Source organism: Pandoraea sp. E26 (assembly GCF_000681415.1).
GTDB classification, from domain to species: Bacteria; Pseudomonadota; Gammaproteobacteria; order Burkholderiales; family Burkholderiaceae; genus Pandoraea; species Pandoraea pnomenusa.
Window position 1 is genome coordinate 59,971 of the sequence record NZ_AYXJ01000009.1, and the last position, 21,033, is coordinate 81,003.

24 protein-coding genes are annotated in these 21,033 nt (G+C 65.6%); 11 read left to right on the plus strand and 13 right to left on the minus strand.

Annotated features, from left to right (window positions below; all coding sequences use genetic code 11):
- Nucleotides 1-8 precede the first annotated feature (8 nt).
- The 7 genes from W930_RS0105745 to W930_RS0105775 all read left to right on the plus strand — a co-directional run bounded on the left by W930_RS0105745 (nucleotide 9) and on the right by W930_RS0105775 (nucleotide 6,040).
- Nucleotides 9-1,313, plus strand: a complete 1,305-nt coding sequence (locus tag W930_RS0105745) for an NAD(P)/FAD-dependent oxidoreductase (protein ID WP_023874324.1) — start codon at nucleotides 9-11, stop codon at nucleotides 1,311-1,313.
- Nucleotides 1,310-2,161 (plus strand): DUF1365 domain-containing protein, encoded by an 852-nt coding sequence (locus W930_RS0105750; RefSeq protein WP_023874325.1) that lies wholly within the window; start codon nucleotides 1,310-1,312, stop codon nucleotides 2,159-2,161. The genes W930_RS0105745 and W930_RS0105750 overlap by 4 nt, the downstream gene beginning before the upstream one ends.
- A complete protein-coding gene (locus W930_RS0105755; protein WP_023596023.1) occupies nucleotides 2,158-3,369 on the plus strand; it encodes a cyclopropane-fatty-acyl-phospholipid synthase family protein in 1,212 nt (403 codons plus the stop codon). Before W930_RS0105750 ends, W930_RS0105755 begins: the two co-directional genes overlap by 4 nt.
- Before the next feature lies 1 nt (nucleotide 3,370).
- Complete coding sequence (locus W930_RS0105760; RefSeq protein ID WP_023596022.1) at nucleotides 3,371-3,907, plus strand: chalcone isomerase family protein; 537 nt, start codon at nucleotides 3,371-3,373, stop codon at nucleotides 3,905-3,907.
- Nucleotides 3,908-4,501, plus strand: coding sequence for a DUF2878 domain-containing protein (locus tag W930_RS26250; RefSeq protein WP_023874327.1), 594 nt, complete (start codon nucleotides 3,908-3,910; stop codon nucleotides 4,499-4,501).
- Between the two features lie 193 nt (nucleotides 4,502-4,694).
- Nucleotides 4,695-5,312 carry a sigma-70 family RNA polymerase sigma factor gene (locus W930_RS0105770; protein ID WP_023596020.1) on the plus strand — a complete coding sequence of 206 codons (618 nt, stop codon included), beginning with the start codon at nucleotides 4,695-4,697 and terminating at the stop codon, nucleotides 5,310-5,312.
- Nucleotides 5,309-6,040, plus strand: coding sequence for an anti-sigma factor domain-containing protein (locus W930_RS0105775; RefSeq protein ID WP_023596019.1), 732 nt, complete (start codon nucleotides 5,309-5,311; stop codon nucleotides 6,038-6,040). Before W930_RS0105770 ends, W930_RS0105775 begins: the two co-directional genes overlap by 4 nt.
- Nucleotides 6,041-6,113: 73 nt before the next feature.
- On the opposite strand, the gene W930_RS0105780 is transcribed toward W930_RS0105775, so the two are convergent.
- The 5 genes from W930_RS0105780 to W930_RS0105800 all read right to left on the minus strand — a co-directional run bounded on the left by W930_RS0105780 (nucleotide 6,114) and on the right by W930_RS0105800 (nucleotide 11,479).
- Entirely contained in the window at nucleotides 6,114-7,925 is a 1,812-nt protein-coding gene (locus W930_RS0105780) for an adenosylcobalamin-dependent ribonucleoside-diphosphate reductase (protein ID WP_024788884.1), read from the minus strand.
- A 39-nt stretch (nucleotides 7,926-7,964) separates the two neighbouring features.
- On the minus strand, nucleotides 7,965-8,336 hold the full coding sequence (locus W930_RS0105785) for a YqjD family protein (protein ID WP_023596017.1): 372 nt from the start codon (nucleotides 8,334-8,336) through the stop codon (nucleotides 7,965-7,967).
- A gap of 171 nt (nucleotides 8,337-8,507) precedes the next feature.
- Nucleotides 8,508-10,328, minus strand: a complete 1,821-nt coding sequence (gene polX, locus W930_RS0105790) for a DNA polymerase/3'-5' exonuclease PolX (protein ID WP_023874331.1) — start codon at nucleotides 10,326-10,328, stop codon at nucleotides 8,508-8,510.
- A 52-nt stretch (nucleotides 10,329-10,380) separates the two neighbouring features.
- Nucleotides 10,381-11,007, minus strand: coding sequence for a phosphoribosyltransferase (locus W930_RS0105795; protein WP_023596015.1), 627 nt, complete (start codon nucleotides 11,005-11,007; stop codon nucleotides 10,381-10,383).
- Between the two features lie 7 nt (nucleotides 11,008-11,014).
- Complete coding sequence (locus W930_RS0105800; protein WP_023874332.1) at nucleotides 11,015-11,479, minus strand: CBS domain-containing protein; 465 nt, start codon at nucleotides 11,477-11,479, stop codon at nucleotides 11,015-11,017.
- A 293-nt stretch (nucleotides 11,480-11,772) separates the two neighbouring features.
- Here W930_RS0105800 and W930_RS0105805 point away from each other — a divergent pair, with 293 nt between their 5' ends.
- The 3 genes from W930_RS0105805 to W930_RS0105815 all read left to right on the plus strand — a co-directional run bounded on the left by W930_RS0105805 (nucleotide 11,773) and on the right by W930_RS0105815 (nucleotide 13,285).
- Nucleotides 11,773-12,117 carry a hypothetical protein gene (locus W930_RS0105805; RefSeq protein WP_023596013.1) on the plus strand — a complete coding sequence of 115 codons (345 nt, stop codon included), beginning with the start codon at nucleotides 11,773-11,775 and terminating at the stop codon, nucleotides 12,115-12,117.
- A 20-nt stretch (nucleotides 12,118-12,137) separates the two neighbouring features.
- Nucleotides 12,138-12,728, plus strand: coding sequence for a rhomboid family intramembrane serine protease (locus W930_RS0105810; protein ID WP_023874335.1), 591 nt, complete (start codon nucleotides 12,138-12,140; stop codon nucleotides 12,726-12,728).
- A 95-nt stretch (nucleotides 12,729-12,823) separates the two neighbouring features.
- The gene (locus W930_RS0105815; RefSeq protein ID WP_023874336.1) at nucleotides 12,824-13,285 is read left to right on the plus strand and encodes a universal stress protein; all 462 of its coding nucleotides are present in this window, start codon (nucleotides 12,824-12,826) and stop codon (nucleotides 13,283-13,285) included.
- A gap of 36 nt (nucleotides 13,286-13,321) precedes the next feature.
- On the opposite strand, the gene W930_RS0105820 is transcribed toward W930_RS0105815, so the two are convergent.
- The 5 genes from W930_RS0105820 to W930_RS0105840 form a co-directional block, all read right to left on the minus strand.
- Nucleotides 13,322-13,975, minus strand: a complete 654-nt coding sequence (locus W930_RS0105820; protein ID WP_023596010.1) for a nitroreductase family protein — start codon at nucleotides 13,973-13,975, stop codon at nucleotides 13,322-13,324.
- Between the two features lie 50 nt (nucleotides 13,976-14,025).
- Nucleotides 14,026-14,529, minus strand: a complete 504-nt coding sequence (locus tag W930_RS0105825; RefSeq protein WP_023596009.1) for a BCAM0308 family protein — start codon at nucleotides 14,527-14,529, stop codon at nucleotides 14,026-14,028.
- Nucleotides 14,530-14,748: 219 nt separating this feature from the next.
- Entirely contained in the window at nucleotides 14,749-16,029 is a 1,281-nt protein-coding gene (locus tag W930_RS0105830) for a putative glycoside hydrolase (protein WP_023874337.1), read from the minus strand.
- Between the two features lie 295 nt (nucleotides 16,030-16,324).
- Nucleotides 16,325-16,753, minus strand: a complete 429-nt coding sequence (locus W930_RS0105835) for an Hsp20/alpha crystallin family protein (protein WP_023596007.1) — start codon at nucleotides 16,751-16,753, stop codon at nucleotides 16,325-16,327.
- A gap of 125 nt (nucleotides 16,754-16,878) precedes the next feature.
- Nucleotides 16,879-18,129, minus strand: a complete 1,251-nt coding sequence (locus tag W930_RS0105840) for an MgtC/SapB family protein (protein ID WP_023874338.1) — start codon at nucleotides 18,127-18,129, stop codon at nucleotides 16,879-16,881.
- A gap of 189 nt (nucleotides 18,130-18,318) precedes the next feature.
- Here W930_RS0105840 and W930_RS0105845 point away from each other — a divergent pair, with 189 nt between their 5' ends.
- Entirely contained in the window at nucleotides 18,319-19,278 is a 960-nt protein-coding gene (locus tag W930_RS0105845; RefSeq protein ID WP_023874339.1) for a universal stress protein, read from the plus strand.
- Between the two features lie 36 nt (nucleotides 19,279-19,314).
- On the opposite strand, the gene W930_RS29045 is transcribed toward W930_RS0105845, so the two are convergent.
- The 3 genes from W930_RS29045 to W930_RS0105860 are packed head-to-tail and all read right to left on the minus strand — an operon-like array spanning nucleotide 19,315 to nucleotide 21,014.
- Complete coding sequence (locus tag W930_RS29045; RefSeq protein WP_023596004.1) at nucleotides 19,315-19,776, minus strand: universal stress protein; 462 nt, start codon at nucleotides 19,774-19,776, stop codon at nucleotides 19,315-19,317.
- 51 nt (nucleotides 19,777-19,827) lie between these two features.
- Entirely contained in the window at nucleotides 19,828-20,301 is a 474-nt protein-coding gene (locus W930_RS29050) for a pyridoxamine 5'-phosphate oxidase family protein (RefSeq protein WP_023596003.1), read from the minus strand.
- Between the two features lie 59 nt (nucleotides 20,302-20,360).
- Nucleotides 20,361-21,014 carry a BON domain-containing protein gene (locus W930_RS0105860; protein WP_023874340.1) on the minus strand — a complete coding sequence of 218 codons (654 nt, stop codon included), beginning with the start codon at nucleotides 21,012-21,014 and terminating at the stop codon, nucleotides 20,361-20,363.
- Nucleotides 21,015-21,033: the final 19 nt, after the last annotated feature.

Consider the following 21,033-nt stretch of genomic DNA (forward strand, 5'->3'; position numbering starts at 1 on the left):
ATCGCGCGATGAGCTCAATGACGGCCGTTCTGCCTCCCGGAAAGCGGATCGCGGTGATCGGCGCCGGCATCGCGGGCATGGCAAGCGCGTATTTCCTCGCACGAAAGTACCGGGTAACGGTATTCGAGGCCGGGCAATACGCGGGCGGACACACGAACACCGTCGACGTCGAACTCGACGGAATGCGCGCGCCCGTCGACACGGGTTTCCTCGTGTTCAACGAGCGCACTTACCCGAACCTCATCGCCCTGTTCGACGAATTGGGCGTGCGCTCCATCGCCAGCGACATGTCGTTCTCGGTGTCCGTCGGCGGCGGCGCGCTCGAATGGGCGGGGACCAACCTGAACACCGTTTTCGCGCAACGCAGGAATCTGTGCTCGCCCAGCTTTCTCGGCATGCTGCGCGACATCCTGCGGTTCAACGCGTCGGCCGAACGGCATCTGGAGAGCGCCTCGCGCGAGCGGCAGTCGGTCGGGGAGCTGTTGCTCGCGCACGGTTATGGCCAGCCGTTCCAGCAGCATTACCTGCTGCCGATGGCGGCGGCGATCTGGTCGAGCCGAGCCGCCGACATTCTGCGGTTTCCTGCCGTGACATTCCTGCGGTTCTGCCTGAACCATGCCCTTTTGCAGATCCGGGATCGGCCGCAGTGGCGTACGGTCGCGGGTGGCGGGCGCGAGTATGTCAGGCGCATCTGCGCCACGCTCGACGACGTTCGACTCGGAAGCCCGGTGAGGCAGGTCGAGCGCGACGCCGACGGGGTGATGGTTCGGTTCGGCAACGCTCAGGCGGAGCGCTTCGACGCGGTGGTGATGGCCAGCCATGCCCCAACCAGCTTGCAGTTGCTTGGAGACGCATGCCCAACGGAGCGCCGGGTGCTCGGCGCCGTGCGCTATCAACCGAACATTGCGGTCCTCCACACCGATCCGACACTGCTCCCCCGGCGCAAGCGCGTGTGGTCGGCCTGGAATTACGTGAGCCACGCGACCCGGACGACCGCTTCCGATCATCCGGTCTGCGTGAGTTACCTGATCAACCAGCTACAGGCCCTGCCCTTCAGCACACCCGTCGTCGTGACGCTCAACCCGGTGCGCGAGCCTGCGCCTTGCACGGTGCTCGGCCGCTACGCTTACGAGCATCCGCTGCTCGATCTCGCGGCAGTCGACGCCCAGTCGCACCTTCCGGCGTTGCAGGGTCGTCGACGGACCTGGTTCGCGGGCGCCTGGACCGGCTACGGATTTCACGAGGACGGCCTCAAATCCGCACTGCGTGTGGCACGGGATTTCGATGTACTCCCGTCATGGGCCTCGCTATGAATCAGAACGATCCGATCGATGCCCCGGCCGCCTGGCTGCTCCGAGGCCGCGTAATGCACGAGCGTCTGTCCCCCGTGCGGCACAGGTTCACGTACCCGTTGTTCCAGGTCTCATGCGACGTTGCGCGCATGGATGCCTTGTCGAGTTGGTGGTTCGCGGTGGATCGACGCCGCATTTTGAGCCTGCGGTCGTCCGACTATGGCCCGAGGGACGGCCGCCCGCTCGATGCCTGGATGCGTGAGCGACTTGCCGAAGCCGCAATACCCGCCGACGGTGCCATCTGGCTGCAAACCATTCCCCGTATCGCGGGTTATGCCTTCAACCCGGTCAGTTTCTGGTATTGCCACGACAAAGATGGCGAGCTGCGCGCGATCTATGCCGACGTGAACAACACATTCGGCCAGCATCACGGCTACCTTTTGTGCGCGCCCGGCGCGGCCGCCATCCGCGGCGACGTCGCGCTGGAATGCCGCAAGGTATTTCACGTCTCGCCGTTCTGCAAGGTCGAAGGCGAGTATGTCTTTCGCGTCAATCGGCATGGCCGGTCATGGTCGGTAGGCATCGATTACCGCGTGGACGACAAGTGGCTCCTGCGAACCGCCATCGGCATGCGTGCCGAGCCGTTCACGGGCGCCGGAATGCTCAACGCCGTGGTGCGCGCGCCGTTCAATGCACTGAACGTCATGTTTCGAATTCATTGGCAGGCGCTGCGGTTATCGCTCAAGCGAGTGCCGTTCCATGGGAAGTCGCCGTCGGGCCCGCTTGTCGACACGCCAACACACGGGGCGGGACGCGTGCGCGAATTGTCACCGTCTGCCACGCCATCCGATCAGGAGATCAGACCATGACGCTGCTTCGACTTCTCTCGCCGCACACTGACATTCCCCTTGGCGCCCGCGTTTTCTGCGCCCTGTTGCAGCGGATTCGCGTCGGGCATCTGACGCTCGTCGCCCCCGACGGATCGATACAGGTTTTCGGAAAATCCAGCGAGGCGCCCGGCGCCACGCTTCAGATCCACGACTGGCGAGCCTGCCGGCAAATCATGCGCGCAGGCGACATTGGTTTTGCAGAGGCCTATATTGCCGGGTGGATCGATACGCCCGACATTGCCGCATTGCTTCGTCTGGCGCTACGCAATCATTCGTCGATCGACAGGTCCATCGTCGGGTCGCGTCTGAGCCGGATCTGGTTCCGCCTGCGGCACGCCCTGCGCCGGAATTCACGCGCCGGCAGCCGGCGCAACATTCATGCCCACTACGACCTCGGCAACCGGTTCTACGGCTTGTGGCTCGATTCGACCTGGACCTATTCGAGCGCATTGTTCGAAGGGGATGCGCAGCGCTCGCTTGCCGACGCGCAGCGCGCCAAGTACCAGCGCATCGTCGACACGCTCGGCCTGCGCCCCGGCGACCGGGTGCTCGAGATTGGTTGCGGCTGGGGCGGCTTTGCCCTGCATGCGGCACGCCAGGGCATTTCGGTCCACGGCATCACCCTGTCGCACGAGCAGCTGGCCCTCGCGCGATCGCGTATCGCCGACGCCGGCCTGGCGAACATGGCAACGGTCTCGCTCACGGACTACCGCGACGTTCAGGGACAGTTCGATGCCGTGGTGTCGATCGAAATGTTCGAGGCGGTCGGGCAAGCCTACTGGACGCGGTACTTCAACGCTCTCGCGGAGCGCCTTCGTCCAGCAGGACGGGCGTTGATTCAGACGATCACGATTGCCGACGCGGCGTTCGATGCCTACCGCGGTTCCAGCGACTTCATTCGAGAGTTCATCTTTCCGGGCGGCATGTTGCCGAGCGTGTCGCGTTTTGTCGCGGCGGCGCGCGGTTGCGGGTTGCAGGCCAGCGAGACGTTGAAATTCGGAATGGACTATGCGCGTACGCTCAATCACTGGCACGCGGCCTTTTCGTCGCGAATCGAGGATGTCCGTGCGCAAGGATTCGACGAGGCGTTCATCCGCACCTGGCGCCTTTACCTGAAGTATTGCGAGGCCGCGTTCGACGAGGGGCGCATCGACGTCAATCAGTTCCTGCTCACGCGAGGGGCGTGACATGGCCGCCCGCGCACTCCACGCCAGCCTGATCGCGCTGCTGCTCGCCGGCGCCCATGTCCCGGTGGCCTCGGCCATCGGTTGTCGTGGCGACATCGCTGCGACGACACGCGTGGGCACGGGGGAGTTTTGCGTCCTGGGGTTCTGCCTCTACAAGGCGGAACTCTGGTCGGCGCGGCCCCGGTTCTCTCCCGACGCGCCTTTCGCGCTGGTGCTCAACTATGAGCGCAGCGTGAGCGCCGAAAAGATGGTCGCGACAGGCATCTCGGAGATCGAGCGGCTGGCAACGCAGCCGCTGCCGAGCGCGACGGTGCAAGCCTGGCGCAACGACATGAAGCGGGCCTTCGGCGACGTATCGCGAGGCGACGAACTGTGCGGCGTTTACCTGCCCGGGCGGGGTGCGCGATTTTATGCCAACGGCGTGGCCACGGCTCAAGTCGACGACGAGGCGTTCGCCCGCGCGTTCTTCGGTATCTGGCTCGACCCCCGCACCCGTGCTCCATCGCTGCGCGAGCGGTTGCTTGGTGGAGGGTCGTGAATGATGGCGTCGACGCATTTGTCCACAACGCGCGTGGTGTCCTCACGCAAGAGGTGGTGCTATTTCATTCTCGGGCAACTGGGGTGGCTGGTCTGCGTGTCGAGTGCGGCGCGTGGCGTTGGCTGGGTGGGGTGTTGCGCGGTGGCGCTCCTCGCGGCGGGCCATTTGCGTCTCGCGCCATTTCCCACCCGCGAGGCGCGGTTCGTGCTTGTCGTGACCGTGCTTGGCTGGACGTGGGAATCCTTCGTGCAGGCGACGGGCGTTCTCGTGTATCCGAACGGCTGGATTCTGGCGTGGGGCGCTCCGTATTGGATGGCCGGGCTATGGGCGCTATTCGCGCTGCAGGTCGGTACGTTGCTCGGGTGGCTGCGCCCATATCCCCTGCTCTCGATGCTGCTTGGCGCGGTGGGAGGTGCCCTGTCATTCAGGGCGGGGGCGATGCTGGGGGCGGTTCGATTCGTGAAGGAAGCGCAGGCCTATGCATTGCTGGCGTGCGGATGGGCGGTCTTCCTCCCCGCCCTCGTATGGCTCGGACAGACCCTGGGAGCGTCGCGTGTGGACTCCCGCGGATCGCCCGACACGAGGTGCCTTTGAAGATCGACATCAAGGAACAACGTCGCAACGTCGCCAACGACCGGCTCAGCGCCAGCAGGCGGCACCGATGCCACGGATCCACACCATGACGCAAGCATGCCCTGGCTCCCCGATGCCTGCGCGCCGCCGCGCAGCCGAGGTGATATATTGCGCGGAGCGTCCCAGCCCCGAACCGAGACACCACCGCGTCCGCATGAACGATATTTCAAAGGATTCCGGCCACACCATCGCCTCGGGCTCCGTACCGGCCGGCGACAGCGTTGCCATGACCGCGCGCCGCGAATTCCTCAACCAGCTGTTGCTGGCGGTGGCCCAGGAAGATCGCACGGCATTTGCCGAGCTTTACCGACTGACCGCCTCGCGGCTATTCGGCGTCATCGTGAGAATGGTGCGGGATCGGGCCGAGGCGGAAGATCTGCTTCAGGATGTTTTCGTGAGCGTGTGGCGTCGGGCGCACGCCTTCGATGACGGGCGAGGCAACGCCATGACCTGGCTCACCGCGCTCGCCCGTAACCGAACGATCGATCGGCTGCGGGAGACGCGGGAGACACACCTCGATGACGCCGAGGATCCCGACCCGCCATCCGAGGACCCGACGCCGGCAGCGCTGGCCGAGGCCAGCGAGCAACGGCGACTTCTCGAGGAATGCCTGCAACGACTCGACCGGCAACCGCGCGCCGCCGTGCGCGAGGCCTTCTTCGGCGGATCGAGCTACAGCGAGCTGGCCGCCCGTCTCGACGTTCCGGAAGGGACGATGAAGAGCTGGATACGTCGCAGCCTGTTGCAACTGAAGCGGTGTCTTGAACAATGAATAGCCCCATCAACCACGACGATGATCTGCGCTGCGCCGAATATGCGCTCGGCGTGCTCGACGCGTCCGAACGGCGAGCGCTCGAACAAGCCGCCAATGCGGATCCGCGTCTGCAACGTGCATTGGCGCAATGGCAGGATCGCCTCGCGTGCCTGGCCGAGGACGTGGCGCCGGTCGAGCCGACGGCGCGCGTCTGGCAGCGCATTCAGCGCGATTTGAATTTCGATGTGGCCGCGCCCGACGCCCCGGAGAGGCGCGTTTCGTTGTGGGACAGCGTCAGGCTGTGGCGCTGGGTCGGATTGGCCGCCAGTGCCGCCGTCCTGGCGCTGGTCGCCGTCAACATGAGTTCGCTGATCTTTCCGCCCACGCAGCACGTCGCGACGACCGGCACCTACATGGTGGCGGCCATGGCGCGACAGGATGGTGTGACGCAGTGGACGGCGACGGTCGATCTCCGCCGCAGCAACATGGTCGTCGTGCCGATCGAGACGCCAGTCGTCGCTGCGGGACACACGACCGAGCTCTGGCTGATTCCGCACAACGGCAAGCCGATCGCACTGGGTGTCTTCCCCTCGAATCAACCGGCGTCGATGCCGATACCGGCGGAGATTCTTGCGCAAATGGACGACAAGGCCGTACTCGCTGTCTCCCAGGAGCCGCCGGGCGGCTCTCCGACGGGCCTTCCGACGGGGCCGGTACTCGCGTCTGGCGCGATTCGCGGAGCCTGACGTTCTGGCGCCTGACTTTCCGACGCTATTCCGTCGCGCGCACCGGGGCGCATTGCCAACGTGACGGCAGGCGCTATTGTCCGCAATCACAGATCGGGCGTTCGTGCGACGGTGTCAGCGTGTGCATCACGGCGTCGGCGGTTTCCAGACGGAAGACCGTCACGCCCTTCAGCCCTGCCCGCCATGCGTGCCGGAACAGCGCCGCGACCTGCTCCGCCGACGCATTGGGCGCCAACGGCACCGTCTTGGAAATGCCGCCGTCCACGAACGGTTGCAGGGCGGCGAGCATCCGCAGATGGTCGAGGCCGTCAATCTGCGCGGCCGTCGCGAAGCTTTCAGGCAAGGCGACGCGATCGCCCCGCAATTCACGGAAAATGCGATAGGCGCGATTCTCGAGAAGGTAATCGCGCGGCAGAACTTGGGGGTCGTTCGAGAGGCGCAACCGGCGCCGGTACGCCCAGTCGAAAGCCGGTTCGATCCCGCTGGAACAGTTGCCGCAGAATGCCAGGCTGACACTGCCGGTCGGTGCGAACGACAGCAGATGGCTGTTGCGCAATCCGTGCCGGGCGATGAGATCGCGCACCGCTTCGGGCAGCGCCGACGCGAAATGACCGGGCGACAGGCTGCGCTCGACGCGAAACAACGGATAGGCCCCCCGCTCCGCCGCCAATGCCGCCGACGCGGCATAGGCATTGTCGCGCAAGCACCGCCCAATTGCGCTCGCCAGTTCCCGTGCGGCCTGCGAGTCGTACCGCAGCCCCATCATCGTGAGGGTATCGCCCAGCGCCGTCACTCCGACGCCGATCCGGCGCTTGCTCCTGGCTTCGACCTCGTGGGCTTGCAGCGGCCATTTCGTGATGTCGATCGCGTTGTCCAGCATCCTGACCTGCGTATGGACGAGGCGGCCCAGCTCGACGAAATCGAACGCCGGCGAGCCGCCGATCGCGAAAGGACGACGGACCCGGCGCGCGAGGTCGATTGGCCCGAGCACACAGCTTCCCCAGGACGGAAGCGGCTGTTCGCCGCACGGATTTGTCGCGTCGATGGATTCGATATCGGCAAGGTCGTTGGCGCGACGAATCGTGTCGATGAATAGCAGCCCCGGCTCAGCGCTGTCGCGCGCCGCCTCGACGATCCGTTGCCAGAGCCGTCTCGCGGGCACGCTCGTGTAGCACCAGTCCCCGTCGGCCAGAAGCCGGGCGCCGTTTGCGAGCCGTTGCGCGTCGGGTGGCGCAGCATGGCGCAACGGCCACGCGGTGTCGCATTCGACGGCCGTCATGAAATCGTCGGTGACGGCCACGGAGACATTGAACGTTGCCCAACGCCGACGACCGCGCTTTGCGCTCACGAAGTCCTCGAGGTCCGGGTGATCGCAACGCAACACCGCCATCTGGGCGCCGCCTCGCGTGTCCGGCAATGGCAGCGACCGGCAGGCGACGTCGAAGCGCTCGATGACGGCACACACGCCGCCGATCCCGGTGCCCGCTGCGTGTGTCCGGGCACCCACCGGCGCAATCGCCGAGAAATCGTACCCCACGCCGCCGCCCATGCGTAGCGTACGACATGCCTGCGTCAGCGCAAGCGACACGCTTTCAGGCGACGCGACGCGTACTCCGGGCGCCACGATCGGATGCACGAAGCAGTTCACCATCGTGGCGTCTTTCCGGGTGCCGGCGTTGGCCATGATTCGCCCGGCGCCGATGGCGCCCCGAATCAGGTTCGCGTAGATCCGACGTGTGCAGCGAGCGCGCTGATCGACGCGTTCCGGCGCCGCAAGCGCGTGCGCGACTCGACGAAAGACGTCGTCATGAGTCGTCTCGCCCGGCGCCAGGTAGCGCTGATTCAGTAGGACGCGGCATATCTCCGGCGCCGGGATGCTTTTCATGTCGGGCCGACCCGGGTCGCGACCACGCCGGTGGGCGCGTCAAAGCCGCACGTCCTCCGACGCCGCCTTGTGTTGGCGTCGCGCGATCATGGGAATCGTCATCGCACCGGCCACACCTGCGAGCGCCGCGATGGAAGCTGCCGCGGCCACGCTCTTCCACGGATGTTCGTGAACGTAACCGTCGGTCGTCCTGGCAAGCCGGGCGGCGGTTTCGCGGCTCGTGTGACGCAGCGAGTCAAGGTGCGAATTGAGCTCGCGCAGACGTGCGCCGAATGCGGGACGTTCGGCGACCCCGGCCTCGTCGTGCTCGGCAAGGTCCTTGAGGAACGCCTTCACGTCCGCCAGAAGGGCGTCGGCATCGTTGATGAGCGTCTGGCGATCGTGTGGATCATTTTGACGAATGTCGTTCATGTCTGACTCCGCAAGCGAGGGTTGGCGCACCCTGGAGCGGGTGCGCCGGCTCAGTCCAATATAGGCAGTCGGTGCCGACGTACCATGACATGGGACAAATTCGCGCAATGTCGGGGCGACACGATCGGGCGACCCGGCATGCCATCGTGGGCCATCCCGCGCCGCACCCGCTTACATCGTCCTTCGCAACAGCGTTCGCAACTGCGCGACGGAGCGGGTGTTGAGGACGTCCGCCGCCTCGAGCCAGCCCCGCCGGGCCTGCGAGAGCGCCCACGCCACATTGTCGAAATCGGCGACGCGATGCGCGTCCGAGGCCACACTGACCTTCACGCCGTGCAACTTCGCCAGCCGGCAACCTGTGTCGGAGAAGTCCAGCCGGCGGGGTTGTCCGTTGGCCTCCACGAAGCAGCCTCGCTCCGCCATGGCCTTCAGGACACGTCCCACGTCGAACTGGCAGCCAGGGCGCTCGTCGATCAGGCGCGCGAACGGGTGCGCGAGGATACTGAAGTGGGGGTGCTCGATGGCCCGCAACAGGCGCGTGGTCTGCTTTTGCGCGGGCAGGTCGAAGTGATCGTGAATCGCGCCGACCACGAGGTCGAGTTTCCCGAGCACGCCGTCAGGAAGATCCAGCGAACCGTCTTCCAGAATGTCGACCTCAATGCCCTTGAGAATTGTCGGGAGCCCGCCCCGGGCGTTGAGCGCGTCGATGGCATCCGACTGGGCAGCCAGGCGGCTGGCGTCCATGCCGTGCGCAATCCGAAGGTGAGCCGAATGATCCGTGATCGCCAGATACCGAAAGCCGCGTCGACCCGCGGCCGTCGCCATGGCCTCGAGTGTGTCGATGCCGTCGCTGTACGACGTGTGGACATGCAGGTCGCCTTTGACGTCCCCGGCGCACACGAGGTGCGGCAGCGTTTCGTCACGCGCCGCGTCCAGCTCACCGGCGTCTTCTCTCAATTCGGGAGGAATCCAGGGCAGCGACAGCGCAGCGTACACCGACGCCTCATCCCTGCCCGCCAGCTTTCTTCCCTGCCGGAACACGCCGTACTCGTTGATTTTCAGGCCTAGCGCCTGCGCCATTTTCCGAAGCGCGACGTTGTGCGGCTTCGATCCTGTGAGATAGACGAGCGCCGCGCCGTAACTCGCGGCAGAGACCACGCGCAGGTCGACCTGCATGTCGTTCGCGAGCACGATGCTGGCACGCGTGCGCCCCGCCGAGATCACGGAGCGACGCTCGCCGTAGGCGAGAAACGCCTCGATTAGCGCCTGCGGCGCGGACGATGCGGCAACGATATCCAGATCCCCCACGGTTTCCCGTCCTCGCCGGAAACTTCCAGCGACGGCCACCTCTGGCGCGGGGCGGCAGCGCTTCAGGTAATCGACGAGGGGGGCGACCGCCCTCGAGGCGACATCCAGCGTGAATCGCCGGTGACGGTTCAGCCTCGCCTGCACGGCTTCGAGCAGCCTGAGTTCCGTGCGGGGACCGAATCCGGGCAGCGGACTGATACGATGCTCGCGTGCAGCCGTCGCCAGATCGTCCATCGTCAGCACATTCAGGTCGTGGCCGAGCCGCTGTACCCTGCGCGGCCCGAGCCCCGGCAGGCTGAGCAGCGCCTGGACCTCGCCCGGCGTCTGCCTGCGCAATTGTTCGAGAAGCTCGCTCGATCCCGTGCGCGCGACTTCCTCGATCTTGCCCGCGAGGTCGGCGCCGATGCCCGGCAACGTGTCCAGATCGACGCCGTTGGCCAGCATCACGCTCACGTCCTGCGTGAGTCCACCCATCGTGCGCGCGGCATTGCGATACGCCCGAACCCGGAACGGATTCGCATGCTCGACGTCCAGCAGATCCGCGATTTCGTTGAAGATGGCGACGACCCTCGCATTGGTCGTGCCGCCAGTCCCCGCCGCCATCGTGACCGGGGGTGTCACGGTTGCAACGGTGTCATCTGCCGCTGTCTTGCGCCCGGCCGACTTGTTCGCCGGACGCTTCACCGCGATGCTCGCGGATGGTCCGCGGGCGTGCCGCCGCGAAGCACACTGGGCGCTATGCGTCGCGCAGCCATGCCAGCACCTCGTCGTCGCCGACCTGCGAAAACGTGCGATAGAAGCTGCCTACGGCGTCAAAGTGCAATGGCACTTGCAGGCAGATCACCTCGTCGGCGTCGTGAGCGAGTTCGCGCACGGCCTCGCGCGGCGCCACCGGAATGGCGCATATCAGCCTCTCCGGTGCCTGCCGACGCACCGCTTGCAAGGCCGCATGCATGGACGCTCCGGTTGCGACGCCGTCGTCCACCACTATCACCACCCTGCCCTGCGCTCGGGTGCTCCGACGGCCAGGCGTGAGATGCGCACGTCGCCGACGCAATGTCTCGAGTTGCACGGCCCTTTCGCGCTCGATATACGCGCTCTCGATGTCGGCAAGCCGCGCGTCGGGCAACAGATAGGTGTTCCCGCTCTCGTCCACGGCGCCAATGGCCAGTTCCTCATCGTAGGGTGACCGGAGTTTGCGCACGAGCACGACGTCCAGATCGCCGCCGAGGGCTTGCGCCACGATCGCCGCGATCGGCACGCCCCCACGTGGTACGCCGAGCACCAGCGGGTGCTGGTCCGCGTAGGGACTCAGCGCCTTGGCCAGTTGACGTGCGGCGTCCGCTCTGTCGAGAAATTGCATGGCGCGCTCAGACCCGGAGCGTCGATTGCACGTTACCTGCGCGCTCGCGATCCTGTTCATTGCGAATGAGCGCCGCGAGCATATTCCAGTCCGCGGCCAGCGCACCCATGATGTCGTCGAGCGAGACCACGCCGACCACCGCCTCGCCGTCGAGCACGGCCAGACGCCGCACGCCGTGGGAGAGCATGGCTTGCAACGCGTCGCTCACGTTGTCCTTCCCGGCAATGGAAACGAGCCCCGGCGTCATGACGTCGGCGACCGCCGTCTCGCTCGGATCGTGGCCGCTGGCGGTCGCGTTCAGGGCGATATCGCGGTCCGTCAGCATGCCGATGGCACGCTCCCCGGCCGGGGTGGCCTCGGTCACGATCAACGCGCCGACATGCTTGTCGCGCATCTGCATCGCCGCGTCCTGCAACGTGCGCGAGCTCGGAATATGCACGGGCTGACGCGAACAGATTTCCTCGATCTTCATTCGGTTTTCTCCTGAGTCCCCGGTGGATTTGCGCCGCGCCGGGTCGGCCCGCCGAGCGGCGGCTCGCGTTGGCACACAGCGGCTGAACGACGATTGAAGCTTGGCACCGATTCGCCGTTGCGGTTTGTCGCAAGTCAACGCGGCGTCGATCCGTCGTTCCCGGGGCGGCGGTGACGGGCCTTGACCTGCGTCATGGCGCGCATCGCAAAGCGCGCTATAAATGGCAGATATCGAGGGCGCTGGCCACCGCTCGGATGGCGCGCCCGATGCCCCTCATTTTCAAAGGAGCGTCCATGTCTTCGCTGCGACAGCATTACAAGGAATTTGTGATCGAAGCCCACGCGAGGCTCGTCGGTAACGGCGGGTACACCGTACCGAGCGCACAGCGGCGCTATATGCCGGTGGCCGTCGTGCGCGGTGTGGCGCCGCGCGATGGCGACGACCTGTCCGAGGACGGAGTGGCCGATGGCGTCGTCATCGAAATCACGCTGAACGATCGGCTGGATTCAGACCCGTACCGCGCGATACGCTGCGCGATCGGCTATGCGCGTCGCGTGATCGACGGCATACAGCTTCCCGAGTTCGACGGTACCGTCCTGGCCCCGAGCTGCATCCCGTTTCCGCGCACGCTCCATTAGGCAAGCGGGGGCGCACTGCCATGACGCTCGTCATCGTTCTGGTCAACGTCGTCGCCTTCCTGCTTCAGCTCGCGGCCGCCGATGCGGCAGTCAACGCGCTCGCCCTCTGGCCCATGGGCTCGACGGGTGTCGCGCCGTTTCATCTTTGGCAACTGTTGACCTACAGCCTGCTGCACGTCGGCTGGGTCCACCTCGCGTTCAATATGTGGGGTCTCTATCTCTTCGGCAGAGACATCGAGAATGAAATCGGATCGGCGCATCTGTTGGCGTTGTATGTCGCGAGCGTATTGAGTGCGGGGCTCACGCAACTGCTTGTCACTTCCTTCGTATTTCCATCGCCCTACCCGACGGTGGGCGCGTCAGGCGGGGTGTTCGGCATGTTGTTCGCGTTCGCCGTGCTGTTCCCGAGACGCACGGTCGTCATCCTCATGCCGCCGATCCCCATGCCCGCCTGGCTGTTCGCCCTGATCTACGGTATTGCCGAACTGGCCCTTGGCGTCACGGGAACGCTCAACGGCGTGGCGCACTTCGCGCATTTGGGGGGAATGCTCGGCAGTGCCGCGCTCATGCTGTATTGGGGGTATCGCAAGCCCCGGCGGCGCGCCGGATAGCGGGTATCGCCTCATGGGGCCGGAGCGCCGGAGCAGTGCGGCGGCGAGGCCGCGAGGCGACGAAGGGGTTCGAAAATCTCAGCGGAGGTACGGCCATGTTGCACAGGATACTGATCGCCGTCGACGGCAGTCACGCATCGCGTCTGGCCACGCTGCAGGCGATCGAGCTGGCCAAACTGAGCCATGCCACCATCCGCGCGATCTACGTCGCCGATGACAGCGACACTGCGTTGGGAAGCGCCGCGATCGATCAGGCCGGTCTGGTGCGCAGCATGACGGCTTATGCCCACGACGTGCTCGAGACCTGCGAGCGGCTATGCGAAGCCGCCGGCGTGAACTGCTCGACCGAACTCGTGGCCCGTCCGGTTGCCAAGGGGCGCATTGCCCAGACCATCCTCGCGCATGCGGCGACCTGGCACGCGGATCTGATTGCGCTCGGCACGCACGGCCGGCGCGGACTCGCGCGACTCGTGGTGGGCAGCGTGGCTCAGGGCGTGGTCAGCGCCAGTACCAAGCCGGTGCTGCTCGTGCGCAGCGACGAGGAGGATCAGGTGTGATCCGCCTCGCGCCCACGACACGGATCAGGCAACCCTTCAGCCCGGAACGACAGCGTGCCCGATCGTTTGTGCCAGCACCGGAACTTCGTCTTCGTTGAGCGACATCGCGTTGGCCAGCAAGCGGTGATTCAGCCAGCCGCGAACGACACAGGCCAGTCCGGAGGCTGCGCAATAGAGCGATACGTTCTGTGAAATGGCGCCGATGGCCACGCCGGCGAACGTGTCGCGCTCGGTCTGCGGGAATTGATCGGCCCTGGCGTGGTTGACCACGTACACGAGGTCCAGTGGCGCCCTGGCCACGAAGTCCTGATAGCCGGTGAGATTGCGGGCGTCGACGGCATGCTTCAGGCGCAGCTTGTGGGCCGCCGGGTCGTAGCGATACACGCCCTCGGGCAACGCGGCGTAAACATCGATCTCGTTCACGCCGTGCGCCGACGGCGCGGTACGACCGCCCGAATCTGCGCGATTGATGCCGTCCGCGGCCCACAACAGTTCGCTCATCTGCTGGATACTCAGCGACGCCTGCGAGAACTCCCGCACGCTTTTGCGCCGCGCGAGCGCGACCATCAACGGCGTGCCACCCCCCAGGATCGGGGGCGGCAGATCGATGAGCGCGGGTGAGCCCGACGCGGCTTTCGCCTTGGGGACATGCGTCAAGGCATCGTAGGGTGGGAATCTGAGCTCGTTCATGGTCGGAATCCTTTCAAGGCCCCGCCGACGCGGGCGCCGAGTGCGTAAGGTCAGGGCCGCTGCCAGCGCACATGCAGCTGCGCTTTCGCGTGTTGATAGTCGAAGTGGAGTTTTCCGCCGTAGGCATGATGGATGGCGGTGGCGATGTCGCGCGCGATGTGTACACCGGTGGTCGTGATAGTGGTTCCGGATTCATTGGACGTGATGGCCATCACCCGCTCCACGGGGTGCTCCCGATGCAGCCGCTGGGCGCGGTGCCTTATGAGCCCCAGAATTTCGTCGCGATGCGCCGCTTCGAACGCCCCTTCCAGGGCGATGCTCGCGGCTGCCACGCCGTCGGCGATGCGATGGCATGCGGAACAAGTGAGCGAGGCCGCGCCGGGCGGAATCACGCCCCATTGCCAGCGCCCGCGCAGATAAATCGCGTGACACACCGGACACGCGGCCAGGGCGGGAGCGGCCTCGGGTTGCTTGTAACTGTCCGGGACCGTCTCTTCCGGAAAGTGGTCCCATCTCACGGGGCGAACCGTGGCCGACCGGGCTCTGAATTTCATGATGCGACTCCTGGAGTGTCTGGCGAGGGCTCCGCACCGGTTCCGGCGGGCCGCGCCCGTGTTACCTAGGCTGAAATGCCGGCGTGCCTGCCGCTCACGCGCCGGATATTCCAACACTAGGCGACGACAGTCCGAGCGATTTGGCCTGGATCAAATCCTCTCGCATTGCGCCGCCCGGCATGGCACGGGGCGCGTCGCCGCCCGCGGTCACTGCCGCGGTCACTGCCGCGGTAACGTGGCCGGGTCGTACTGATTGCGCGGGTTCCACAGCATCCAGCCGTCGGTTTGCGCGGCTTCCGACGCGTCGATCTGCGCGCGAATTTCCGTGGCACCGAACGGCCTGCGATCGAACGCGTAATCGCGAAAGGCTTGCAACCACGGTCGGAAACGAATGCCGGGCAACCCGGTGCGGTCGACGGCTTGCGCCAAAGTGCGCGACACGATCTCGCCGGGATGTTCGATCGGGGCCCGGCATCCCGGGAGTCCCCAGGTGAAACCGGACGGATAGAGCATCGGCGAAATGTAGTCGACGAGCGGCGGCAGTGTCTCGAGTTGTTGCCCGAGCATCGTGTCGTTCAGATTCCAGCAGACATAGCCGAAGATGTCGGCCGACGTGTAGACGTTGTACGGCGCGAGGCGCGCGTTGGCTGCCGACAGGAAGCCGGTAATGGCGGCCACCCGCTGCGGTTCGGTGTTGGGACTGGCGAATCTCAGGCCGGGGGCGTCGGGAAAGCGCAGATAGTCGAACTGAATCTCGTCGAATCCCAGTCGGGCGGCCTCCTCCGCCACGTCGAGGTTATGCGCCCAGACCGCGGGCAGCATGGGGTCGAGCCAGCGCAGATGTTCGCGGTCCTGCCACACATCGCCCTGCGCGTCGCGCACGGCCCACTCCGGATGCGCCTGCGCCAACGGGTCGTCCTTGAACACCACGATGCGTGCAATGAGATAGATGCCGTGCGCATGCAGCGACTTGAGCCACGCCGCGAAATTCTCGATGCGAGGCGTCCTGGGCGGCGCATACGCCTGCGCGCCGATGCGCTCGCGCGCAAGACTTCGGTAGGACGTCATGCCACGATCGCCCTTCACATCAATGACCAATGCGTTGATCGCGGTGCGCCCCGGCAGGCCGAGCGCTGCGTCGCGCAATGTCCGATTTGCCACGCCATATACCGACAGGTAGACGGCTTTCGGGCGCAGCCGTGACATTGCGACGACGTTGTTCGCGTCGCCGGCACGAAGCGAGGTTTCCACCCGGGCGAATCCGACCGCCTTGAGGGACAACGGGACGCTGGCGCCGCCCCCGGTCGGCGCCAGCGGGAGGGCGAACGAACCGTCCGGCGCGCTGTGCACGATAGCCCCCGCACCGACCACCGTTGCCCCTGCAATCGGTTGACGGGAGGTGGCATCGACGACCCTCGCCGTCAGGGTTTGCTGTGCCGATGACGTCTGTGCAAGCAGGCACAGCCATGCCATGCTCAATTGCAGGAGCCGGCTAATCATGGCCGGCCCACGCATCGCGGATGCATGTTCGGATGAGCGTCGCGTGCGCACCGTGCTGAAGTTCGGATGCCAATCGGCATGAGACGGGATGTCGACTTCGCCCGAGGCCGTTACCCCGCGAAGCGGGTTCCACGTCATGGCGTACGGTGCGTTCGAGGTCGCCGACGGGAGGGCGTGGCGGGCACCTCTTGCCGCCACGACCTCGCCGGATGAGACTCGGCCCTCGCTTCATACGGAAGGCGTCCTCGGCGGCGCCCCCCCGTTTATGCCGGACGCTGTTAGCGGTTCGCGGCGATTACTGAATCGTCAGTTCACGCTGGCCAGCGTCGGCGCGCTTGGGCAGCACCAGTTCGAGCACGCCGTCGCGGTAGTTCGCCTGTGCCTTGTCCTTGTCGACGGCTTGCGACAGCGAGAAGCTGCGATACATGTCGCCTTCGTAGCGTTCGCGATGCACGAAGTTGCCGTTGTCCTTCTTTTCCGTCGAATTGCTGATATGGGCACTGATGGAAACCTGGTTGCCGTCGAGCGCCACCTTGATGTTCTCCTTGCTCACCCCGGGCATATCGGCGCGAACCGTGAACTGCTTGTCGTCTTCCTCGACATCGAGCTTGATCTGCATGCGCTTGCTGCTCTCCATTGCGAGCGGACGCCAGAATGCATTGCGGAAAAAGTTTTCGAAGGGTTCGTCGAAGCTCAGGGGGTCGAATCGGGTGATGTTTGCCATGGCTGACTCCGTAAGTTGAAAGGCCGCTGTGCGCATCCGGTCCGAACCGGTGCGCAACATATCCAATCTAGAGGCCATGGCGTGCGGTCGATTGACCGAAATCAAGAGACGCGACGGCGCCGCATTCACCCCGGCATCAGGGAGAGCGCGTACCCCGCCCACATGGCGGCGATGACCAGGGCAATGCCGGGGACCACGATCCGGGAGAATCTCGCGCCTCCGGAGAACGCTGCGACGATGCCTTTCACGAGCGCGTTGGAGGATACGCCGGCGAGGATCGGCAAGCTGGCGCCTGCAAGGCTCATATGGCCCTGCTCGGCGAGTGCCGTGGCGCTGGCGGCAACGGAATGTGCGTCGGCGAGTCCCCCCACCAGTGCCACGACGAGCAGACCGGCGTTGCCGAACCAGTGCGTGAGTGCCCCCGACGCGAACATCACGACCGAAATGCTCAGCGTCAGTGCCAGCGCAGACTTGAGATCGATGCCAGTGCCGACCGGGAGCGCTTGTGGCGCGACGACGCGGCTCGCGCGCCACAGCACCCACAGTCCGTAGACGAGCGCCACGAGCGCCCCGGCGCCGAGCGGCAGCGCCAGATGCACCAGCATCGGTGGAAAGATCGCGCTGATCACCACGGCCAGTTGCAGCATGGTGGCAATGCTCGACAGGACCGCGCCCGCCGCTGCGGGCATCACCAACTCGGGATTGCGTTTCGCGTTCGAGCCCATCGCGCTGATGGTGGCGATACTCGACGCAAATCCGGACGCGAATCCGGTGACCGACAACCCCGCATTGGGCCCCATGGCCCGTTGCACGAAATGTCCCGCCACGGCGATCAGCAGCATGACGACGGTAAATCGCCAGATCGTGTACGGATTGAACGACTGGAAGGTATCGATCGGGTGGTCCGGCAGCACGGGCAGTATGACCAGGGCCGCCACGGCAAGCAACAGGATGTCCTGCAGCTCGGCCTCCGTGACCACACGCGTGACCAGGCGATGCAGATGAAAGCGTACCTGCATCACACCGGCCACGGCGACGCCGATGGCAATCGTCAGGCCGGGCGAACGATGGGCCAGCACGCCGAGGAGCAACGTCAGGATCAGGGAGGTTTCGGTGGTGATGCCCGGATCGTCGTGCGAGCGCATATACGCAATGCTCAGCAATCCGCCAACCGCCAGCACGACCGATGCGACGATCCAGACGCCCCCCGCCCGCATGGCCACCGCGCCGAGCACTGCCGTGAGCGCGAACGTCCGGATGCCGGCCGCATTGCGTTCACGCGTGGCGCCCTTGCGCCGCTCGCGCTCGGTGCCGATCAACAATCCGACCGCCAGCGCCGTGGCGAATGGCAACAGGTCTTGCATGGCTCCGGTCATCGCGTCCCCTGAAAATCACCGAAAGTTGCCCGAACCGCGTTCGGAAACGCATCCAGCATACGCCGCGCAAGGCATGCGCCGCTGGCTGGTGTCCGGATATTGACGGAGCGCAATGCTTTGGCCAGCCAGACATCTATGCTCTAATCGTTCACATCCTCACACGGATCGCCCTGCCCGGCGAAATCGACCATGCACCCCGAATCGAAACCCGCGTCGCCGCAGGGCGCGCCCCGGCCGTTCAAACGCGTGATCGTGGCCGTCGACGCCGGCGGCGCCTCAATGAAGGCGGTCGACTACGCAAGCCGCTTGTGTTCGCCGCAATCGCACGTGCTCGTCCTCGGTTTCTTCGAAGACCCGGCCGCTTATCTGAAGCCGCATTCGCGCACGCAAGCGGATGTCAGCGCGGCCTTCGAGGAACTCAGACGGGACGAACTCGAGGCGCTGGAGCACGCACGCACGACATTGCAGCGAAGCGGGGCCTCCGTGCAACTGCGGTTGCTGGGGCCCGCGCTTGGGAAAGGCGAAATCTCGGCCGGTCTCGCACGCGTGGCCGAGGAGTGGAATGCCGACCTGGTCATCGTTGGCGCGGAGCCGTCTGCCGGCATCCTCTCGCTACTGGCCTCGAAGGTTTCCGTCTCATTGGCGGAACATACGCACCGGGCAATTCTGGTCGTGCCCAGCGTTGCCGAGGCATCCACGCTGCGCATGCCGCAGCGTATCCTCTTTGCCGTCGACGGCAGCGAAGCGTCGTTGCACGCCGTGCGCGTGGGCATGCAACTCGCACCGGCGCGTGCTCATTTGATGGCGATGTTCATCGAAGACCGGGGTGTCGATCTGGCGGAACTCAGGAAATTCGTGCTCTCCCCGGCACAGGACGTGAAGTCGGCGGAAAACGTGCTGGATCGTGCGGTCGCCATCATGACCGAATACGGCGCCGGCATGGCTGTCGAGCGGCTCGTATCCCACACTCGCATGACCGAAGACGTGGCAGCCGCCATCAAACGGGAAGCGGCGCAATGGGGGGCCGACATCGTGGTCATCGGCGCTCAGGACCGTGGCGGTATGTTCTCGTGGTTCAGGGGGCATGAAAACGAACGCGTGGCGCGCGAGATCGATCGCCCGCTCCTGGTGGTCAATGTCGCCGGATGAAGCGTTCGGCCCCGCCGGGCGACCTTGACATTCGGGTCAGGCGGCGTGCGACTTCACGATGAGCACGGGCAACGAGGCGTGCTGTAGCAGGCGATTCGCTTCGCTGCCCAGCGTGAGGCGCGCCAGACCCTTGCGGCCGTGGGACCCGGAGATGACCAGATCCGCCTTCATCCGGGTCGCTTCCGAGAGCAACCGGTCGGCAATATGGGTGTGGCTGTCGATCAGCGGCAGGGTGGCGAATTCCGCTGCAACCCCTTCTCGCGCAAGCAAGTCCAGCGCCGCTTCCCTTACTGCCAGCGTCTCCGCGCCGACCGAGTCGCGGACATCGGCGATCGAGGGCAACGCGGCAGCCATCAATGGGAAATACAGGGCCGGGTCAACCTCTACATACGCGACTCTGAGGCTGGCGCCCAGCGCCTTGGCCAGCCGCGCCGCGTGCGTGAGCGCGATCTGCGAGGGTTCGCTGGCATCGAACGCCGCCAGAATGTTGCGATACATGATGACTCCTCCCCTGCGCCTGAACAGTTCGTGCGGCCAGTCGCGCCGCGCCTAATCGAAGCGGCGTTTCGACGCCACCGGGACCATATCCGTGTGACCGAAGCCGCGGCTGTAGTCGAGCACCTTGAGCGCCCATGATTCCAGCTTGACGATGGTCGTGCGACTTGACCCGTGCTCGGGAATGCGCGTCCACGCGTTCGGGAAGCGAGTGTCGAGCAGACGTATCGCAAGCGAGCGCTCGGGTGACTCGTCCGGCAGTATCTCCGCGAACGCATGGCTCGAGATCGCCTTGATGTCGGGCCATCCTGTGTACGGTTTGTAGATGCAGAACGAGACCTGTGCGGCGTGTTCGATATTGGCGATCTTGCGGCTGTCGCGCGCGGTGGCGAAATAGATGTCGAGCCCCTGGTGCACGAAGCACACGACGTCCGATTGCGTGTTGCCGTCGCGCATGAGCGTGGCGAGCGACAATTCCCGACAACTGTCGAGAATGTCCAGGACAACGGCTTCCAGGTCTGTGTTCATCGCTGCTCTCCGATACCGACGCGCATTGCGCGCGGTTTGCGCCAGGCGCGCCAGGCCCGTCAGGCGACCGTCAGTCGATCGACCACGGCGCTGACCCCATGCGTGGACATGGCCGCGCCCCGAATCGCTTCCTTCTCGGCGAGCGAATGCACCGTGCCCGTGAGCAGCACCTCACCGTTGCCGAGCAGGGAGATGTCGAGATGCTGGGCTTCGCGCTGTGCCTGACGGGTGAGCGCGGCGGTGATGTGCCCGACGATCTCCCGGCGATGCGGGCTGCCTTGCACCTTGATGTCGTTGATGACGCCTTTCACCCCCCGGAGCGCGCGCACCGCGCTCTCGGCCTGTACGCGTTGCGTGTAGAGCTCGACATTGCCGTCGAGGGTGACCCAGCCGTTCTCCACCTTCACTTGCATGCCGTCCGGCGGCAGTCCGGCGTGCCACTTCAGGATGGCCAGCGCCGCGCGCGCAATGTCGGCATCCGTATGGCGATCGTGCGATGCCGGCTGGACTTCCAGCGAAACGACGATGGCGCGTGCGCCAGCCACGCGGCTCGCCACGCGTTCGGCCTCGCACTTCTCCAGAAAGCTCCCCACGTCGCCGGATAGCGTGACGATGCCGTCGCGAACCTCTACACCGATGTCGGTGGCATGAATATTGGTGTCGCGCGCGAGTTCGTCCATGACGTCGCGCTGGAGCTGGGTATCCGTTTTCATGAGGTGTCTCCGTGTCGGG

Bases quoted from the DNA above. Each gene is read 5' to 3' on its own strand.
- W930_RS29045 (WP_023596004.1), bottom strand. From the start codon at position 19,776: ATGTATCGCAACATTCTGGCGGCGTTCGATGCCAGCGAACCCTCGCAG.
- W930_RS0105820 (WP_023596010.1), bottom strand. From the start codon at position 13,975: ATGAACGAGCTCAGATTCCCACCCTACGATGCCTTGACGCATGTCCCC.
- W930_RS0105835 (WP_023596007.1), bottom strand. From the start codon at position 16,753: ATGGCAAACATCACCCGATTCGACCCCCTGAGCTTCGACGAACCCTTC.
- W930_RS0105760 (WP_023596022.1), top strand. From the start codon at position 3,371: ATGGCCGCCCGCGCACTCCACGCCAGCCTGATCGCGCTGCTGCTCGCC.
- W930_RS0105830 (WP_023874337.1), bottom strand. From the start codon at position 16,029: ATGATTAGCCGGCTCCTGCAATTGAGCATGGCATGGCTGTGCCTGCTT.
- W930_RS0105770 (WP_023596020.1), top strand. From the start codon at position 4,695: ATGAACGATATTTCAAAGGATTCCGGCCACACCATCGCCTCGGGCTCC.
- W930_RS29050 (WP_023596003.1), bottom strand. From the start codon at position 20,301: ATGAACACAGACCTGGAAGCCGTTGTCCTGGACATTCTCGACAGTTGT.
- W930_RS0105785 (WP_023596017.1), bottom strand. From the start codon at position 8,336: ATGAACGACATTCGTCAAAATGATCCACACGATCGCCAGACGCTCATC.
- W930_RS0105860 (WP_023874340.1), bottom strand. From the start codon at position 21,014: ATGAAAACGGATACCCAGCTCCAGCGCGACGTCATGGACGAACTCGCG.
- W930_RS0105800 (WP_023874332.1), bottom strand. From the start codon at position 11,479: ATGAAGATCGAGGAAATCTGTTCGCGTCAGCCCGTGCATATTCCGAGC.
- W930_RS0105810 (WP_023874335.1), top strand. From the start codon at position 12,138: ATGACGCTCGTCATCGTTCTGGTCAACGTCGTCGCCTTCCTGCTTCAG.
- W930_RS0105745 (WP_023874324.1), top strand. From the start codon at position 9: ATGAGCTCAATGACGGCCGTTCTGCCTCCCGGAAAGCGGATCGCGGTG.
- W930_RS0105840 (WP_023874338.1), bottom strand. From the start codon at position 18,129: ATGACCGGAGCCATGCAAGACCTGTTGCCATTCGCCACGGCGCTGGCG.
- W930_RS26250 (WP_023874327.1), top strand. From the start codon at position 3,908: ATGATGGCGTCGACGCATTTGTCCACAACGCGCGTGGTGTCCTCACGC.
- W930_RS0105845 (WP_023874339.1), top strand. From the start codon at position 18,319: ATGCACCCCGAATCGAAACCCGCGTCGCCGCAGGGCGCGCCCCGGCCG.
- W930_RS0105805 (WP_023596013.1), top strand. From the start codon at position 11,773: ATGTCTTCGCTGCGACAGCATTACAAGGAATTTGTGATCGAAGCCCAC.
- W930_RS0105780 (WP_024788884.1), bottom strand. From the start codon at position 7,925: ATGAAAAGCATCCCGGCGCCGGAGATATGCCGCGTCCTACTGAATCAG.
- W930_RS0105795 (WP_023596015.1), bottom strand. From the start codon at position 11,007: ATGCAATTTCTCGACAGAGCGGACGCCGCACGTCAACTGGCCAAGGCG.
- W930_RS0105825 (WP_023596009.1), bottom strand. From the start codon at position 14,529: ATGAAATTCAGAGCCCGGTCGGCCACGGTTCGCCCCGTGAGATGGGAC.
- W930_RS0105750 (WP_023874325.1), top strand. From the start codon at position 1,310: ATGAATCAGAACGATCCGATCGATGCCCCGGCCGCCTGGCTGCTCCGA.
- W930_RS0105775 (WP_023596019.1), top strand. From the start codon at position 5,309: ATGAATAGCCCCATCAACCACGACGATGATCTGCGCTGCGCCGAATAT.
- W930_RS0105755 (WP_023596023.1), top strand. From the start codon at position 2,158: ATGACGCTGCTTCGACTTCTCTCGCCGCACACTGACATTCCCCTTGGC.
- W930_RS0105815 (WP_023874336.1), top strand. From the start codon at position 12,824: ATGTTGCACAGGATACTGATCGCCGTCGACGGCAGTCACGCATCGCGT.